This window comes from Streptomyces sp. NBC_00354 (assembly GCF_036106915.1).
GTDB lineage: Bacteria > Actinomycetota > Actinomycetes > Streptomycetales > Streptomycetaceae > Streptomyces.
The window spans coordinates 8,773,542-8,789,138 of record NZ_CP107983.1; the positions used below are offsets into that span (position 1 = coordinate 8,773,542).

A 15,597-nucleotide genomic window follows, 5' to 3' on the forward strand; every position below is an offset into this window, starting at 1 on the left:
CCCCGCTGGGATACACCCGAGTCCACAAGTACGACCTCGTGGACTGGAGGCGCCCGGCACCCGGCAAGAACCCGGGAGCCGCCGCGTGACCACGCCTGGTGGGCCGATCGTGTCCCTGTGATCCGCCCTCATCCTTTTCGGCGGCGTGATCGTCGCGGCTGCGGCCGGCATCTGGACCTGGCGCTTCGATCCGGCTGTCGCGGGCCGGTACTGCAGTGGTTTCCTTCGCTGGAACCGTCATGTTCCTCAACAGCATCATCGAGTTCTGAGGCGGCTCGACCCTACAGATCGGCGCCGCCGAGCCTCCGGATCCATGAGGCTCGACGGGGCCGATCTAACTTCAGAATCTGGTCAGGGCGACGCGAGAGCGTCTCGCTGGATCTCCTCGGTGACAGCCATCTGGTGAAGGGCGGGACAGCCACACGGTGGCCCGCTAGATGTTCGTCTCCGAGCACACCGTGCAGGACCACCTCAAGTCGGTGTTCGCCAAGACCGCGACGAACAACCGCAGAATGCTGCTGGCCCGCGCACTCGGAACGTGAACCGCGGGCCGCTACCCCGCCTGCTTGAGGCAGGTTCGGTCCCTCGCCGGCAGCTTGCCGGTGGCCAGGTACCGGTTGACATGGTCGTCCACGCAGGCGTTGCCGTAGCGCCCGAAGAGGGCGTGCCGGTTGGCGCCCTCGAGGGTGACCAGCCTGGAGCTCGGCAGCTGCTTGTGCAGCTCGACGCTTCCCTTGTACGTCGTACGCGGGTCACCGGTGGCGGCGACGATCAGTGCAGGGGCATCGCGCCGCACCCGGGTTGGCTCTTCGCGCGGCGAGTCCCAGAAGGCGCACGGGTTGATGTTGTTGGTCAGAGCGCCGAACAGCGGGTGCGCGGTGCGGTTGCGCTCGATGTCCCGCCAGTAGAGCTCGGGATCGCGCGCGGCGGCCACGTCCCCGCAGATGACGGCGGACTGCGCGCCGGTGGGCTCGCCCTCACCGCGCAGCACGTACCGGAGTTCCGGGACGAGCATCGGCGGCACGGTCGTCGGCCCGCCCTCCGCGGCTTTGGCCAGTACGGAAAGCAGCTCGCCGAACGACGCCCGCGCCGGGGCGGTGTCGTCCGCGATGCCCGAGAAGAGGAGGAGCGGCACCTGGCTGTCGTCGATCCGGAAGGCATCGGCGCCGGCGCCGATGGTCAGCGGACCGCGCGCGGCCGCCGCGACGATGCGGTCGACGGCGGCGAGCACCTCGGCGCGGCTGCGGCCGAGGCCGTAGGTGTCGTGGTGCTCCGCGGCCCAGGCGGCCCAGTCGGACAGCGCCTTCTCGTTCTCGCGCTCGGTGCCCTTCAGCAGCCGGGGGCGGTAGTCGCTCGGGTTGATCGCCCCGTCCAGCACCATCCGGTCGTGGCGGCCGGGGAACATCTGCGTGTAGACCGTGCCCAGGTAGGTGCCGTACGAGTAGCCCAGGAAGGAGATCTTCCGCTCGCCGAGCGTGCCGCGGATGACGTCCATGTCGCGGGCCGTGTTGCGGGTGGTGATGTGCGGGAGCACCGCGGCGTCGGTGGCCCGGCACTTGTCGGCCAGGCTCTTCTGCAGGGCGACCTGGCGGTCGAAGCCCGCCCGGCCGGTGCCGGCGGACAGCCAGGTCATGCCGACGGGCAAGCCGCAGTCCAGCGCGGTGCTGCGCCCGATGAAGCGCGGGTCGAAGCCGACGATGTCGTAGCGCGCGCCGACCTCCTTCATCGACGCACGGGCCTGCGGCGGGGACTGGAGCGCGGGACCGCCCGGACCGCCGTTGTTGAGGAGGATCGCGCCGATGCGGTGGCGGGTGTCGGTGGCCTTGAGCCGGGAGATCGCCACGGTGATCGTGCGCCCCCGGGGGTCGGCGTAGTCCAGGGGCACGGTCACGTCCGCGCACTGCACGCCTGCCTGGTCCAGATCGCGGCCCGTGGTGTCGTCGGGGCCCTTGATGCAGCTGCCCCAGCCGAGGTGCTGGCGGTAGTACCGGTCCAGTCCGGCCCCGGAGCTGTCCTGGGCGGGGGTCTCGGCGGCCGTGGCCAGGACGGGGGAGGACGTGAGGCAGGCGGCGAGGGTGAGGCCCACGGCCAAGGCACGGCGTGCGGCGGGGCTGACAGTGGTCACGGGGTCTCCTTGAGCATCGTCCGCTTCGTGTGATCGCATGCCCCGAGGCTAGGAACCCGCCCTGGTACGGCACATCGCCCAAGGGCACGAGGACCCCGGTCCCGTCCACCCCCTGGTCCGGGACCTGCGGCCCGGTCCGGCCTCCTCCTCCGGGAGGAGACCGTCGGCGGGGCTGCGCTGAGGGCCGTCCCGGCCACGCTGGTGCTGCCGACATCCGAGGCCGGCGCGATCCTGGACGGCGTTGGTAGGTGCCGCCCCGGGCGGGGGCGGCACGGTGGTGGCGGTTCAGTGGTGGTTGCGGCTGTGTGCGGCGGCGTCGTCGAGGGTGAGGAAGCCGGAGCGGATCTCGGGTTCGGCGAGGGGAAGGTCGTACTGGTCCTGGCCGAGGATTGGCAGCTTCTCCCACGCGCCGCCGCGGTTCTCCGACCAGCTCCAGGTGCCGACGACGCTGGCCGGGACCGGGCTGACCCTCACCCGCGCGGGCCACATCATCCGCTACGGTCGCAGCTGGAACGCCGCCGTCGAGGACCAGGCCACCGACCGCGCCCACCGGATCGGCCAGCACCGCACCGTCCACGTCCACCACCTGATCACCGAGGGCACCGTGGAAGACCACATCAACGAACTCCTCGCCTGCAAACGCGCCCTGACCGACGTGGTCCTCACCTCCGGCGAGAGCCCTCGCCGCCCTCGACGACCGCAGCCCTCGTCTTCCTTGGCAAGCCGGCGTGTCGGACAGCTGGGTGATGAAGCCGAGGTCTGGGCCGATGAGTGGGTGGATGGCCGCAGGGGAGAAGAAGACGAACTCCTTCTCTGCGGCCCCGCGCCGCTCCGGACGAGCCGATACATAGTGCGAGGTGTTCTCAAACCGCAGGTCCGGGTCAGGTGATCTCCTTGTGCTCCAGTTCCGGAGGAGGAGATTGGAGCCCCAGCGGGACCCAGTGCAGCTCGAATCCCCCTGCATGCTGCCCATCGCGGAGCATGTGGATCTGGATGGTTTCTCCCTTGGCGATGGGCACCAGGTTGGTGTTGTAGGCCCTCTCGTCCGCGTTCCCCGTCGGGGCGTGGGCGGAGATGGCCATGTCGTTAACGATGGCGCGGATGTGCCTACCGAAGGAGTAGACCTTGGCCAACGCGAATCCCGATGAATGGGCCTTCCAACTGGCGCGCACGATGTTCCCGGCGAGGCTGACGTCATGTACCAGGAGCCTTGTCCGAGATCCGTTCAGGGAGGTGGGGCCCTCGGCGGTGAGTCCGCCGATGTCGAGGTCGGGTTTGAGGACGGTGACCTGGGTGGTGAGGATGCGGGTGACGGGGTTGGTGGGGTCTCCGGTGGTGGCGCGGATGTAGAAGGTGGTGTCGGATTTGATGCCTTCGAGTTCCAGGCTGGTGCGGTCGGTGACGTCGCGTTCGACGCCCGGGTAGAGCAGTTCGTACTTGGCGTTGGCGGAGCGTTCCCAGGTGAGCCTTACGTCGCCGCCATTGTTGATGATGGAGGGTTCGCACAGGAAGTTGCGCAGGTAGAAGTCGGCGGGAAACTTCCCGATGTTGAAGACGGTGGTCCGGTCCTGGAACGCGGAGCTTCCGGTGCGGGATTCTTCCGTCAGGGTGATGGGGGCGGTGCCGACCTTGCGGCTCATCGGGATGTCGGACAGCTGGATGGTGAAGCCGAGGTCGGGGCCGATGGGCGTGTGGCTGACCGCGGGGGAGAAGATGAACTCTTTCGCTGCGGCGTCCAGTCGTGCGCTCCAGCCGGTGAGGGTGATCCTCGGGCTGATCTTCGCGAGGTCGGTGGCGAGGTCCGGTGACATGGTGCCGGCGGGTACCTGCAGCCGGATCGACTTCACATCGGCCGGGGTTCCGCTGTTCCGGGAGACGGCGATGACGATCTCCCCGCTCTCTTCCGGGGCCTGCGGGTTCTCCGGTGAGGCCTTCAGCGGGCTCGGGTCGGTGGTGACGGAGTAGGAGAGCAGGGGGTCGTTTGCGGTAGTGCCTGCGTCCTGCATCTGGACGACCAGGGTCACGGCTGGCTCCTCAGGAGTTCGGTAGCTGTGCCGCCCCGGGCGGGGGCGGCACGGTGGTGGCGGTTCAGTGGTGGTTGCGGCTGTGTGCGGCGGCGTCGTCGAGGGTGAGGAAGCCGGAGCGGATCTCGGGTTCGGCGAGGGGAAGGTCGTACTGGTCCTGGCCGAGGATTGGCAGCTTCTCCCACGCGCCGCCGCGGTTCTCCGACCAGCTCCAGGTGCCGACCACGCCGGCAGGCGTGGGCATGAGGACGGTTTCCTCGCTGTCGCCCTGCGGGCCGCGCAGGGTGGTGGTGGCGGCCAGGAGCGGGCCGGTGCGGAAGTTCACGCTCATGCGGGCGATTGCCGAGTCGGTGAATTCCTGGGGGACGAACACCTTCTTGGTGGCGAGGATGTCGGTGGTGGCGTGGACGGCGGCGCGCGGGTCCAGCAGCACGGTGGCGACCGCGGTGCTGTGCTCCCCGAAGTCCAGTTCCAGGCTGGGCAGCTCTCCGATCGGCCGCAGGTACTCCCCGCTGCCGGTGGCCGGGTCGACGACCGTTTCGAAGTGCTCGTAGTCGTCGTCGAGGACGTAGCCGACCAGGCCGTCGTCGCTCTGCAGTTCCTCGCCGAGGCGGATCGCCCAGGGGTAGGTGGGCAGCTGGGAGGGAGACGGCTGGAAGAGGTTTTGCCAGCTGACGTCGGTGCGCAGGGGGCCGCGCAGGTTCATGGTGAGGCGGGTGCGGACCAGGGCGAGCGGGCGGCCGAGGAGGAAGCCGAGGCCGGGGTCGGCCGGGCCGTCCGGGTCGATGTCCTGCAGCGCCTGGTCGACGGTGGCGCGGAACGCGTCGAAGGTCTCGGGTCCGCGGGTCCTCACGGCGTCGAGCAGCCGGTAGGGGTGGGGGGCCAGTGTCTCCAGCTGTTCGAAGCGGGTCACCTCGGAGCCGGGCAGGGCGGACCAGGACACCTCCCGCTGGCCGGTGGTGTTCAGGGTGACGCGGAGTTCGCCGAGTGCGGCGCCGTCGGGGGCGTGGACGACGAGGGACTGGTCGAGGCGGTTGTGGAGCAGCCAGGCGCAGACGGGGTTGGTGCCGGGGGTGAGGTCGGTGTCCTCGTCGGTGGTGGCGGCGAGGAAGTCGAAGCGCAGCCGGGCGGGCTGGAGCAGGCGTGGCCCAAGCTCGACCAGCCGGTCGGAGTCGTAGCCGCTGACAGGGTGGGCCGGCCGCATGGTGTCCGGCATCTCGGGCTGGGAGTGGATAACGACGACGGAGCGTCCGAAGCGGTCGACGACGGCGAGGTCGAGGAAGGCGAGCTGGCCGGCGCGTAGTTCCTGGAAGGTGGAGACGGGGTCGGGGTCCCAGTCGCCGACCTTCATCGGGCCGGGGTTGGGCGGGGGGTAGTCGCCGTTGCCGATGAGGTCGGCGAGCTCGCCGGTGGGCTGGAGGCCGGCAAGGGGTTGGCGTTGGGCGATAGCGGCGCCGAAGCCGTCGAGCGTCTGGGAGAGGTAGTCCGCCTCGCGGGCCTGCGAGCGTACGTGCCGCACGGTGTCGGCGGGCAGCTGGTCGCGCACGCGGGCGTAGCTCTGCAGGGTGCCGTCGATGATGTGGCCAGCGCTGGGGGCGAGCATCTGGCGGCCGGAGACGACGAGCGGGGTGCCGGGTTCTCCGGTGCCCTTCCACCGGTAGCGGGAGCCGTCGATGAACTCCCAGTGCGGTGTGTCGCCGTCGCGGAATGGCAGGGGGAAGTACTCGGCCTTCCAGAGCAGGAACAGCGGCTGCCAGGGCATCGTCCACGGTGCGGTGCCGTATTCGGGCAGGGTGCCGGTGACGTCCCGGATCGCGCCGCTGCGCAGGGCGCGGTCGAGGATGAGGAACTCGCTGAGCAGCGCGGGGAGGCAGGGCGGTTGTTGTCCGGTGAGGTTGATCTGGGCGGCGACGCCTGCGACGTCGGTGGTGGTGATGCCGGAGGCGCGGGTGACCAGGCGTTCGGGGGTGCGGCAGGGCAGGGCGGTGTCGCGGGTGAGGGGGGCGTGGAGGTTGGCGCCTTCCAGGGTGAGGACCGGATCCGCGCTGTACTCGAATTCCTCGGCGGGCACCCGGATCAGGCGGCGGGCGGCGCGGGCGCCGTAAGCCGGATACAGGGCGTCGATACGCGCCGCGAGGTCGGCCTCGCTCCTGCCCCAGGGCAGGTCGGCGCGCTGTCGGGCCAGGTCGCCGGCGAGGGCGAAGACGCGCCCGGCCGCACCGTCCGCGTTGCTCGGGTCGAGTTCGTCGTCGATGCGGCCGATGAAGTCTGCGGACTTCTTTTTCAGGTGGGTGAGCCACCACAGGTGGTAGAGGTGTTCGCGGGCGGTGTCGAGTTCGGCTTCGGTGGCGTCGTGGGCGGCCTGGCGGCGGTTGAGGTCGGCGACGGTCTCGGCCTCCGCCGCCCGGGCCGCCCGGGATGTGCTGCGGCCGGTTTCCTCGCCGCGTTCGCCGATGAACCAGCGGTATCCGCCGGCGACGGGGCCGAAGGCGTTGTCGTGGGCGCGGCGGTCGGTGAGGATGTCGGCCTCGGGGCGGTCGCGTTCCTCCAGGGCGTCGATGCCGCCGAGCAGGAACGCCCGGAACAGGCCGGCCTCATCTGCGGACAGGGCGCCTTCGCCGTCTACCTGGGCGCCGAGTTCGGCGACGGCTTCGGCGATGCTGTTGGACACGATCGGGGTGACGTCGCCCGGCTTCGGGCAGGGCGAGTCGGGGACGGGGCCGGTCAGGTCCCAGTCCAGGTGCAGGACGGTGCCGGAGTAGACGGAGGAGCGGATGCCGCTGCCGGAGCCGACGGGCGGCCTCCACTGCAGGCGCTCCAGCAGCGCGGCAAGGTCGTCGGTGCCGTCGAGGATGTCGCTGTCGGCATCCGCGTACCAGCCGGCGACGAGGTAGCTGAGCTGTTCCTGTGCGGGCAGTTCGCCCTCGGGTGTGTCCAGGAGGGTGTCGTGGAGGGAGAAGACGTTGGTGTTGTAGGGCTGGAAGACGGAGAAGGTCAGCAGGCCGGGGCCGATCGCGGTGAGGAACGGCGCGCGGCGGTCGGTGGGCTCGCGCCAAGGGCCGGTGAGCTCGTGGCACCTGCCGATCAGGGTCGCGGCGGCTTCTTCGCTGTCACTGCCGGGGTCGAAGTCGGGGTCCTGGAAGGAGACGCTGCCCTTCTCGGGGTCGAGGTAGTCGCTCTCGACGATCCAGGCTTTGAGTGTGCGGGTGCTGTCGGCGTAGCGGACGACGAGCCACCGGTTGGGCACCAGGGGGAAGTCCCCGATGCCTTCATCCTCGTCGTGGCGGCCGCGGGTGAGAGCGGCGGGCAGTTCCCACTGGAGGTAGACACCGAGGCGGTCCTCCCGGCCGGTCCACGGCTCGGGGCTGGAGAACGGGTCGGGCTCCGGGGGGACGCCTTCGCCGATGTCCTTGTAGTTGGTGATCCACCGGTGGAACGTGTGCGGGGTTCCGGTGTCGCGGGTCTGCCGGTTGACGGCGAGGGCGGCGACCTCGACCGGCACGATGAGGGTGTTGTCCACGGACATGGCCCAGGGTCCTTTCGTCGGTGCGGGGTGGTCGGGGCTCAGGGCCGGGAGAAGGTCTGTGCCTGCGGTGCGTTGATCATCTGCAGGGCGAACTGGGCGGAGGAGATCCGCTGGGTCCCTTGGAGCCCGTGGGCCCGGGACAGGGCGGGCAGCAGTGCGTCGCCGGTGCCGTCGACGTTGAGGACGTCCCGGCCGCCGGGGCGCAGGAAGCGGGCAAAGCGGCCGAAGATGTCGGAGAGGGTGTCGGCGGTCGGGAACTCGCCCATGGGGTGGCCGATCCGGTTCCCGGTGATCTCGCGCAGCTCGATGGTGCCGACATCGCTGATACCGAAGCACAGGCCGCGCGGCGGCTCGGCCAGCTCGAAGCGGTCGATGACCTCCGGGAAGAGCATCAAGCGGATCTCCGTGCCGAAGACGGCGTCGCGCACGGGTTCGACGACTTCGGTGCCCTTGTAGGCGGTGACGATGGTGTTGGGCCAGTTCGCCACCAGGCTGGAGTTGATCAGCACCGCGCACTTCGGGACGGGCCCGCCACCGGTGGCGAGGGCGTTGAGGTCGGCGTCCAGGGTGTGGCCGACACCGACGCTCAGCGCGCCGTCGACGGCCGCCTGCACCCAGGCGGGATCGAGGTAGGCGAAGCGGATGCTCTCGGCCGGCAGTGCGCGCGGGTGGGGGACCAGGTGGGACAGGCTCAGCAGTTCCAGGCGGCGCAGCGCGTCCAGCCAGCCGGTGACCTTCGCGAAGTCGTCGGGGGCGGCCTGGGTGAGGAGGGCGGCGACGCCGGGCTGGGCGAGGACGGCGCGCGCGTCGCCGGGGCTGCGTCGGGTGCGGGTGGCGGTGCGGCGGCGGCCGGCGCGCAGCTGCGGGCCGGCCTGGGTGAGGGCCTGGGTGAGGCGGGCGCCGCCGGAACGGCTGTCGCCGTCCGCCAGGAGGCGGTCGAAGGCCTCGCAGGCCAGGGGCGCGGTGAGGTGCCGGCCGGTCAGCGCGCTCGCGGCGCTGGCGGCGAGTTCGGGGTGGGAGGCCAGGCGGCGGGCCGCGGTGCGGGCGGCGGAGCGGAACTCCAGTAGGGCCGTTCGGAACTCGGCGTCCGCGAGGGCGAGGGTGCGGCCGGTGGTGAACGCGGCGGCGTAGGCGGTGTCGAAGACGCCGTACTGCTGCAGGTAGATCAGCGCCTCGCCGGGGGAGTCCAGGCGGGTGGCGGCCGCCGGGGGCAGCCGCCGAGCCGGCTGGGCCGTGAGCGGTCCGCGGTAGAAGGCGAGGGTGCGCTCGCCGGTCTCCAGCCGCTGCGGCAGGGCGACGGCCCCGCCTGCCATGCGGTCCAGAGCCTCCTTCTGCGGGCCGGCCGGATTGGCCGGGCCGGTGGTCGGTACGCGCAGGCGCAGATCCTCCGCCGGGCGCGGGACGGCATCGTCAGTGGGGCCGTCGGTGGTGGCGGCCAAGTGTTGGGCGAGGTCGCCGAAGCCGATGCCGGAGTCGGGCTCGGTGGTGAAGGACCAGCTGGTGAGGGAGACCAGGCGCAGACCTTCGGTGGGCGCGGGGGCGGTCAGGTACCGGTCGTGGCCTTCGAGGGAGACCAGGTGGGCGACGTGTCGTCCGCCGGTGGCGGCGGGGAAGCGGTTGGCGACCAGGACAGCGTTGAGTTCGCCCTCGTCCGGCTCAGGGGCGTCACTGAGCTCGGTGGCGTCGGGGCGTCCGCCCTCGCGCAGGTGCGCGAGGTAGCCCATCTCGACGGGCAGCGGCTTGACCGCGTCGAAGACAGCCTTTGGGACGAAGATGGTGGCGCACTGCTCGTCGTACTCGTCCGGGCGCAGGCTCGCGGGCGGCAGCGCGGGCGGCTGGCCGTCGCCGAGGGCATCGCCCAGGAGCCGGCGCACGGTGCCGGCCTTGACCAGGCCCACCGCGTCCGGGTCCTCCGGCAGCTCGTCCTCGCGGAACAGCAGCAGGGCCATCCACGGCACAGCGGCAGGCTGTCCCGGGCCCAGTGGGCGGTTCCAGGGCAGGCCGGGGGCGTCGAGGTTGATGTGGGCGAGGGTCAAGCTGTAGGTGCCGACGGCGTCCGGCACGGGGAACTGCGCGTTGATGCCGGTCGGGTCGAAGCTGAAGCGCGGCTGGACGACGTCGAAGGGCTGCGGGGTGGCGTCGATGACGCGGTCCGCGCCGTCGAGGTCCTTGAGGGTCTGCCGGTTGTCGATCCGGTAGCGGCCGGCGTACAGCGAGGGGATGCGGTGGTCGAAGAACCGGGTGCGGTGCTCGGCGCCCGGCGCGGTGGTGCGCGGCTGGGGGGCGGGTTCGGACGTGGTGGTCACAGGGCGTGCCTTTCGACAAGACGCGGCGGAGGGCGAAGGGGGGCAGCGCACGGCGGTACGGGCCGCCCCACGGGGACGGTGTTGGCGGCCCGGTGCGGCGTGTCCGGTCAGCCGGCGACGATCATCGGCTCGGCGGTGAAGGCGGTGCCCGCGGTGTTCGCGTAGGCGCTCAGGTCGGTGTCGAGCGCGCCGAGGTTCGCGCCGAGGCCGGTGAGGGCCTGGGCCAGGGCGGTGCGGTTGCCGCGGGTGGCGGTGGTGTCGATGCCGTCCTGGATCGCGGCGATCACCCCGCCGGGCCGGGTCGGCTCCGGGCCGGTGGCCGGTTCGCCTGCAGACAGCGGCTCGTTGCCGTCGGGGTTGATCGGGTCGAAGGAGATGGCCTCCTCGTCAAGGAATCCGGTGGAGGTGCCGTGGTCGACCGGCGGCGACGTCAGCCGGATCCCGAGGATCCGGTCGGGGATAATCCCGTCGTTCGGAGCGTCGGCCCGCTCGCCCCACAGGCCGTTGGGCACATTGCCGCGCAGGATGGCGCGGCCCCAGGGCGTCAGCTTGTACGGGCTGCCGTCTCGGGTGAGCCAGACCCGTAGTTCGCTGCCCTTGCCCCGCAAGTGCATGGGCAGGATGTCCACCCCGCGGCTGTCGTTGGCGATCTCCAGGGTGTCGCCGCCCTGGTTCAGGTAGACCTTGCTGGCGGGGGCCTGGGTGTCGGCGGTGAACGTGAAGCCGCCGCTGCTGACCAGCCACGGCTTGACCGCGCCGCGGGTGGCAGGGGCGCCCTCGCCGGTGTATCCGGCGATCGGGGTGGTGCGGACCATGTTCTCGGGCGGCGGCAGCATCCCCTGGAAGCCGCCCCAGTCCAGCGCCGGGGTCTGGTTGCGGCGGTCGGCGCCGAAGCCGATGGTGAAGGAGATGAACCACAGGTGGACGGTGGCCTCGCCGCCCACCGCGGGGCCCCAGACCCGGACGCTGACGCCGACCTCGATCGAGATCCTGATCTTGACGAACCAGATTTTGATGGTCGCGGAGACCCCGACCCGAATGCCCATGCCGACGTCGAAGTAGAAGGGGTTCCACTCCAGCAGCGCGTCCACCCGGGCACTCAGCCAGGCGCGCAGCATCCCGGACTGGAAGACGACGTCCAGCGAGCCGCCGGCCATCAGGGACTTGGGCGTGAACGCGGCGTAGGCATTGCCGGTGATGTTGACGTTGGAGCCGACGCCCCAGGTCAGACCAGCCGGTTGCTGCTTGGGGTAGCGGGCGGGCAGTTCCCGGCCTGCGGGGATCGCGCCGAGCATGAAGGCGAAGTCGCCGGCGTTGGCGTGGTTGCCGAACCAGAACTTCATGCCGACGCCGCCGCGCAGCTTGCAGTTCGGGTCGATGAGGAACGTCTTCTCCGTGAACGCCGCGCCGATGCTCAGCTCCCCCGCGGTGGGCCGCAAGGTAGCCTCGATGCCGATCTCCACCCGGGCGATCTTCTTGTCGCTCTTGGTGGGCAGCTGCATCCCGGCCACGCCGAGCAGGCTGATCGTCAGGTCCGATCCGGTCTGCACCAGCGCCATGGCATGGCCGCGGAAGGTCTCGAAGCAGTCGAAGGCCAGGCCTGCGGCGAACCAGAGGTCGCCCTCCTGCGGCCGCACCCACGGATTTCCGCCGCCGATCAGCTCGCCCAGGACCCTGAGCGGGTCGACCTCCTCGTCATCCGCGCCGATCTCCCCCGGGTTGTCGAGCGCGACCAGGAACGGGAAGCTGCCCAGCGCGTCGGCCGCCGGAACGCGCACGCGGCTGTTCCAGCCGAACCCGGCAGAGATGCCGCGCACCTGGAACAGCGGCGGGCCGAAGCCGACCTGACTGCCGAGCGAGCCGTAGGCGAACAGCGACGGGTCCGTGCCGCTGCCGTCTGGTACGACGTACGCGCCCATCGCCGTGCCGTTGAACGCACCGGTGTCCACCAGCAACACCCCGCCGACCACTGTTCGATAGCCGTCGGGAGCCGGCAGGGCAGTCAGCGCGCCGGCGATCCGCAGCGGCGGACTGTAGTAGTCGACGCTCAGGCCGTTGTCGCCGCCGGGCGTGCCGATCGGCGACCAGCCGCGCACCGACGGCGCCTCCAGGACCCGCATGCCCTTGCGGCGACGCGGCCCGGGGCGGGGCGTGAGGATGCCGTGCTCGGTCACCAGCGCCTGCGGGGTGCGGTCACATGCGGCTCCGTCGCGGTGCTTCACGGCGGGCAGGGCGCGGCCCAGGCCGTCCAGGCGTTCGGGGTCGGTCGACGGCGCGGGCATGCGCCGGGTCAGCCGCAGCGCCCGGCCGTCCGCCAGCGCCCAGGCACCGGCGGGCAGATCAGTGCCGGCCGGGGCACCGTCGACCAGGACCAGGCCGCGGGCCTCGCCGAGATCAACCATGGCCACCGTTCCGGTCACCCACTCGCCGTCGACGGTGAACGCGAGATCCACCGGTGCCGAGGACGCGGTGATCGTGGCCTGCCCGCCGACCGACAGGGCCTGCGGATCGCACAATGCGCCGTCGATCCGCACCGTGCCGCCCGGAAAGATGAGCGCCGCGGCGTCCGGGTCGGCGAACACGGACACCGGGATCTCGACCGCACCACCCGCCGCCTGGTCGAGAAGCTTCCGAACGTCTTCTACGCGTGCTGTCACAGCAATCCAGCCCTCTACTCGCGGCAAAAGGGGAAGGCGGAAGCCTGTGCCGGTCCGACGACGGGCTGACGTGTCCGCTGCGAGGAGCCCAACCAATGGAGCACTCTGAGTGTTGATCTAAATACTCCGAGTGACGAAAACGGCTGAAAGGAGTCTGCGAACTTCACCAGAGTGTGGATCTGCCGCAAACCGTCGACCTAATCTGCAGAAGCGTTTCCATGGAGCAAGGAAGGCATCCGGGGCCGGCAACCGGCCTTCCCTGGAGATCGCAGAATGTGTTCCACGGTGATTCGCCGTGGTTCAGTTTGAGTCGGTGTCCGGCTTGGGCGGTGTGGGCCGGAGCAGGGTGAAGAGTCCGGGGTCGGTGAGTTGCCGCGGTTGGCCAGGTGTTTCAGCTTGGCGCGGATGCCTTCGGTAGGTCGTGGCTCCAGTCCGGTACCGGGCGCGTGGGAAACGTCCTTGGCGCGTAGTCCTTCTTCCTCCCGTGCGAAGAGGATGAGGATTTCGCGGTAGCCGGGTGGCAGTTGCCCGGGCGGCTCGGTGCCGTCCTCGGAGGTCAGTTCCAGAACGGTCTCATGCGTGATGTTCAGGCGTTCCAGGGTGCGTTCTGCGGCGGCGAGTTGCCCGGTGAGGTGGGCGATCTGTCCATGCAGCCGCTCAGCCGTCTCGGCCACAAGCCGCTGTCGGGTCTCGATCGCCTCCAGAAGTTGTCGCCTGGACGCTCCCAGTGCCATGGCGGGGCGCGCCAGGTCGGGTGGAGGTGCAGGTGAGGCGGCGGAGCATGACGTCGGTCATGGACCAGTGGATCCACGTCGCCGAGCTGGCTGGCTTCGCGTGTGAGGCCCCTGTGGAGCATGAGGGTGCCAAGGGTCTGCGACCACCCACCGTTTGGGCTCGGGGGTGAACCCTCGCCGCCCGGGCTCTCGGTGCACTGAGCATTTTCAGAGTGGCCACTGATCGGGTGACGGCACCGTTGACCGGGCTCTGTCTCAGATTCGGTGGTGACGGAGGGTGGTGTTATCCGAGGAGGATGCGGTGGCGGAGCAGGGTGAAGCCTGCTCGTCCGTGCATCTGGCGGGCGATCCGCTTGGTCTTGGTGTTGATCCCCTCGGTCGGGCCGTTGCTGTACGGAAGTGTGACCGCGGCGATCACGGCGTCGCGGTCTCGCTCGAGGCCGCGACTGAAGGCATGCAGGTGCGGCAGGTCGGCAGTACGGACCTGGGCGATCCAGAGATCGAGCGCGTCGGCGTTCTCGGGCTGAGGCTTCAGCAGCGGGGCGAAAGACCGGACGGCGGTGGCCAGGTAGGTCATCTCGGAACAGGCAGCGGTCAGCTGGTCCAGGAGATCGCGATGTCCGGCCTTGAGGTTCTCGGGCCTGGTCAGGAGCATCCGCGCGAGCCTGCGTGGGGAGATGTGGCTGCGGTCGGCGTCCGCGCGGCCTTGGTTGATGTACTTGTGCAGGAGGTTGAGGCAGCCTGTGAACCCGAGGGCCTTGATCTCTTCGAAGAGGTGCTGGACGGGGACGGCGGGGTCCTCGGCCCGGCGTCTTCGCAGGTGCTCGCGGTGGGGATCGACGAGGCTGGACCGGTATTTGGGGACCCGGAGCATCCGCTCCGGCCGGTCGGCGCGGGCATAGCGTTTTACGGTGTTCAGGGCCAGTTGGAGGCGGCGGGCGCATTCGAGGAGGCCCACGCCCTGGTGCCGACCGAAGTCGAACGCACAAGCCGCAAGGATGGTCCGGCGTAGGTCCTCGTCTGGGATCCGGAGCGAGCCGAGACGGATCCCGATGACGGTCTCGTCCAGCGCTTCCCTCCACAGGCGAGCCTCCTCCGAGTCGCCCGAAAGATCCTTGCCGTGTCCAGCCATGACGAGCTTTCGTACGGTCTCCACATCTGCCATGAGACTGTCTGTGGCGGACTCGGCCCGCTCATCGCGCCGCCGCTCTCGCGCATGCTTTGCCTGCTTGCGCTGCTGCTAGACAACGCCCCCGAACGCGGCAACAGCACCGATCAAGGTGCCTCCGAGGCCGACGAGGCCGACGATGATCTCAGGCTCCACAAAATCACGATGGTGCACGGGGACCGGCTCGATGCCTCGGCACGCCCCGTCCGGTGCAATACCGCCCCGTGGCAGTACCAGTGGCAAGGCCATCTGGGCCAAGCCGTGCCCTCCTGAGGATTTTCGCTGCTCTGGGAACCCGGGCTTGCAGGTGCTTGGAGCCGTCAACGGCACCGTCCGGTTTACCGAGATGATCTGATCTCTGGTCTCTCACCCCGCAGGCCGCCGCCAGTTCCTCGACCACCTGCACGCTGGCATCGCGACGACGAAGGCCGCGGCCGAGGTCGGCATCACCTCCGCGACGGTCTACCAGCGCCGCCGTCGCGATGCCGGTTTCGCCGTTGCCATGGACCAAGCCACCGCCGCCCTCGGCACGCCCGAGCCCGTCGACGCCGCCTCCGACGCGCAGTGGACCGTGTTCTACGAGCACCTCGCGGCCCATGGTGCGCTCGGGCATGCGGTCCTCGCCGCGGGTATCCGGCCCGAGACGGTCTATGACCGGCGCAGATCAGACACCGATTTCGCGATGCAGACCGATTACCTGCGTCTTCGAGGCGAGCCGGCGCTGTAGACGAACACGGCCTGGTGCCCGCGGGAGGGTCAGGCGAGGTGTGAGCCGGTCCGGAACCGCATCTTGTCTGCAGCCCGACGGATGTTCTTGCCGGAACGGGAGCGTGCGGGCGGCCTCGTGTGCTGGTCGGCTCGGGTGGATGCCGGTTCCAGTTCGGTGATCGGTGGCTGGCCTTGGCCGATCAAGCGGCGGGGGAGGACGGGTTGTCCGGCTGGTTCCGCCGAGACGCCGGGTGGCTGTGGACGGGCGAGTGTTTCGGTTCGCGCAGGGCGCGAAGGATTTGTCGAACTACAGGCGTGGGTGCGAAGAATTCCGCAGAACGGTTGTTAC

At 70.3% G+C, this 15,597-nt stretch carries 10 protein-coding genes and 2 pseudogenes; 4 read left to right on the forward strand and 8 right to left on the reverse strand.

Annotated features, from left to right (window positions below):
* The first annotated feature begins 437 nt into the window (after positions 1-437).
* Positions 438-542, forward strand: coding sequence for a two-component response regulator (locus tag OHT74_RS40695; RefSeq protein WP_328623190.1), 105 nt, complete (start codon positions 438-440; stop codon positions 540-542).
* A gap of 11 nt (positions 543-553) precedes the next feature.
* Here OHT74_RS40695 and OHT74_RS40700 read toward each other — a convergent pair whose 3' ends face one another.
* Together OHT74_RS40700 and OHT74_RS40705 are read right to left on the reverse strand one after the other, a co-directional pair.
* Positions 554-2,125, reverse strand: coding sequence for an alpha/beta hydrolase (locus OHT74_RS40700; RefSeq protein WP_328623191.1), 1,572 nt, complete (start codon positions 2,123-2,125; stop codon positions 554-556).
* Between the two features lie 285 nt (positions 2,126-2,410).
* The gene (locus OHT74_RS40705) at positions 2,411-2,599 is read right to left on the reverse strand and encodes a hypothetical protein (RefSeq protein WP_328623192.1); all 189 of its coding nucleotides are present in this window, start codon (positions 2,597-2,599) and stop codon (positions 2,411-2,413) included.
* Between OHT74_RS40705 and OHT74_RS40710 the strand changes: the two are divergent.
* Positions 2,577-2,855 (forward strand): annotated as a pseudogene (locus tag OHT74_RS40710) (helicase-related protein); the annotation flags it as partial. The gene OHT74_RS40705 and the pseudogene OHT74_RS40710 overlap by 23 nt on opposite strands.
* A gap of 151 nt (positions 2,856-3,006) precedes the next feature.
* On the opposite strand, the gene OHT74_RS40715 reads toward OHT74_RS40710, so the two are convergent.
* The 6 genes and pseudogenes from OHT74_RS40715 to OHT74_RS40740 form a co-directional block, all read right to left on the reverse strand.
* Positions 3,007-4,149 carry a hypothetical protein gene (locus tag OHT74_RS40715; protein ID WP_328623193.1) on the reverse strand — a complete coding sequence of 381 codons (1,143 nt, stop codon included), beginning with the start codon at positions 4,147-4,149 and terminating at the stop codon, positions 3,007-3,009.
* A 64-nt stretch (positions 4,150-4,213) separates the two neighbouring features.
* The gene (locus OHT74_RS40720) at positions 4,214-7,675 is read right to left on the reverse strand and encodes a hypothetical protein (RefSeq protein ID WP_328623194.1); all 3,462 of its coding nucleotides are present in this window, start codon (positions 7,673-7,675) and stop codon (positions 4,214-4,216) included.
* 38 nt (positions 7,676-7,713) lie between these two features.
* Positions 7,714-9,981, reverse strand: coding sequence for a hypothetical protein (locus tag OHT74_RS40725; protein WP_328623195.1), 2,268 nt, complete (start codon positions 9,979-9,981; stop codon positions 7,714-7,716).
* A 107-nt stretch (positions 9,982-10,088) separates the two neighbouring features.
* On the reverse strand, positions 10,089-12,638 hold the full coding sequence (locus OHT74_RS40730; protein ID WP_328623196.1) for a DUF6603 domain-containing protein: 2,550 nt from the start codon (positions 12,636-12,638) through the stop codon (positions 10,089-10,091).
* 197 nt (positions 12,639-12,835) lie between these two features.
* Positions 12,836-13,372, reverse strand: coding sequence for a hypothetical protein (locus tag OHT74_RS40735; protein ID WP_328623197.1), 537 nt, complete (start codon positions 13,370-13,372; stop codon positions 12,836-12,838).
* A 283-nt stretch (positions 13,373-13,655) separates the two neighbouring features.
* Positions 13,656-14,336: pseudogene (locus OHT74_RS40740) on the reverse strand (transposase); the annotation flags it as partial.
* A gap of 156 nt (positions 14,337-14,492) precedes the next feature.
* Between OHT74_RS40740 and OHT74_RS40745 the strand changes: the two are divergent.
* Together OHT74_RS40745 and OHT74_RS40750 are read left to right on the forward strand one after the other, a co-directional pair.
* Positions 14,493-14,813, forward strand: coding sequence for a hypothetical protein (locus OHT74_RS40745; protein WP_328623198.1), 321 nt, complete (start codon positions 14,493-14,495; stop codon positions 14,811-14,813).
* 229 nt (positions 14,814-15,042) lie between these two features.
* Positions 15,043-15,267: a hypothetical protein gene (locus OHT74_RS40750; protein WP_328623199.1), complete on the forward strand. Its 225-nt coding sequence runs from the start codon at positions 15,043-15,045 to the stop codon at positions 15,265-15,267.
* Positions 15,268-15,597 lie beyond the last annotated feature (330 nt).

Bases quoted from the DNA above. Each gene is read 5' to 3' on its own strand.
- OHT74_RS40695 (WP_328623190.1), top strand. From the start codon at position 438: ATGTTCGTCTCCGAGCACACCGTGCAGGACCACCTCAAGTCGGTGTTC.
- OHT74_RS40720 (WP_328623194.1), bottom strand. From the start codon at position 7,675: ATGTCCGTGGACAACACCCTCATCGTGCCGGTCGAGGTCGCCGCCCTC.
- OHT74_RS40735 (WP_328623197.1), bottom strand. From the start codon at position 13,372: ATGGCACTGGGAGCGTCCAGGCGACAACTTCTGGAGGCGATCGAGACC.
- OHT74_RS40750 (WP_328623199.1), top strand. From the start codon at position 15,043: ATGGACCAAGCCACCGCCGCCCTCGGCACGCCCGAGCCCGTCGACGCC.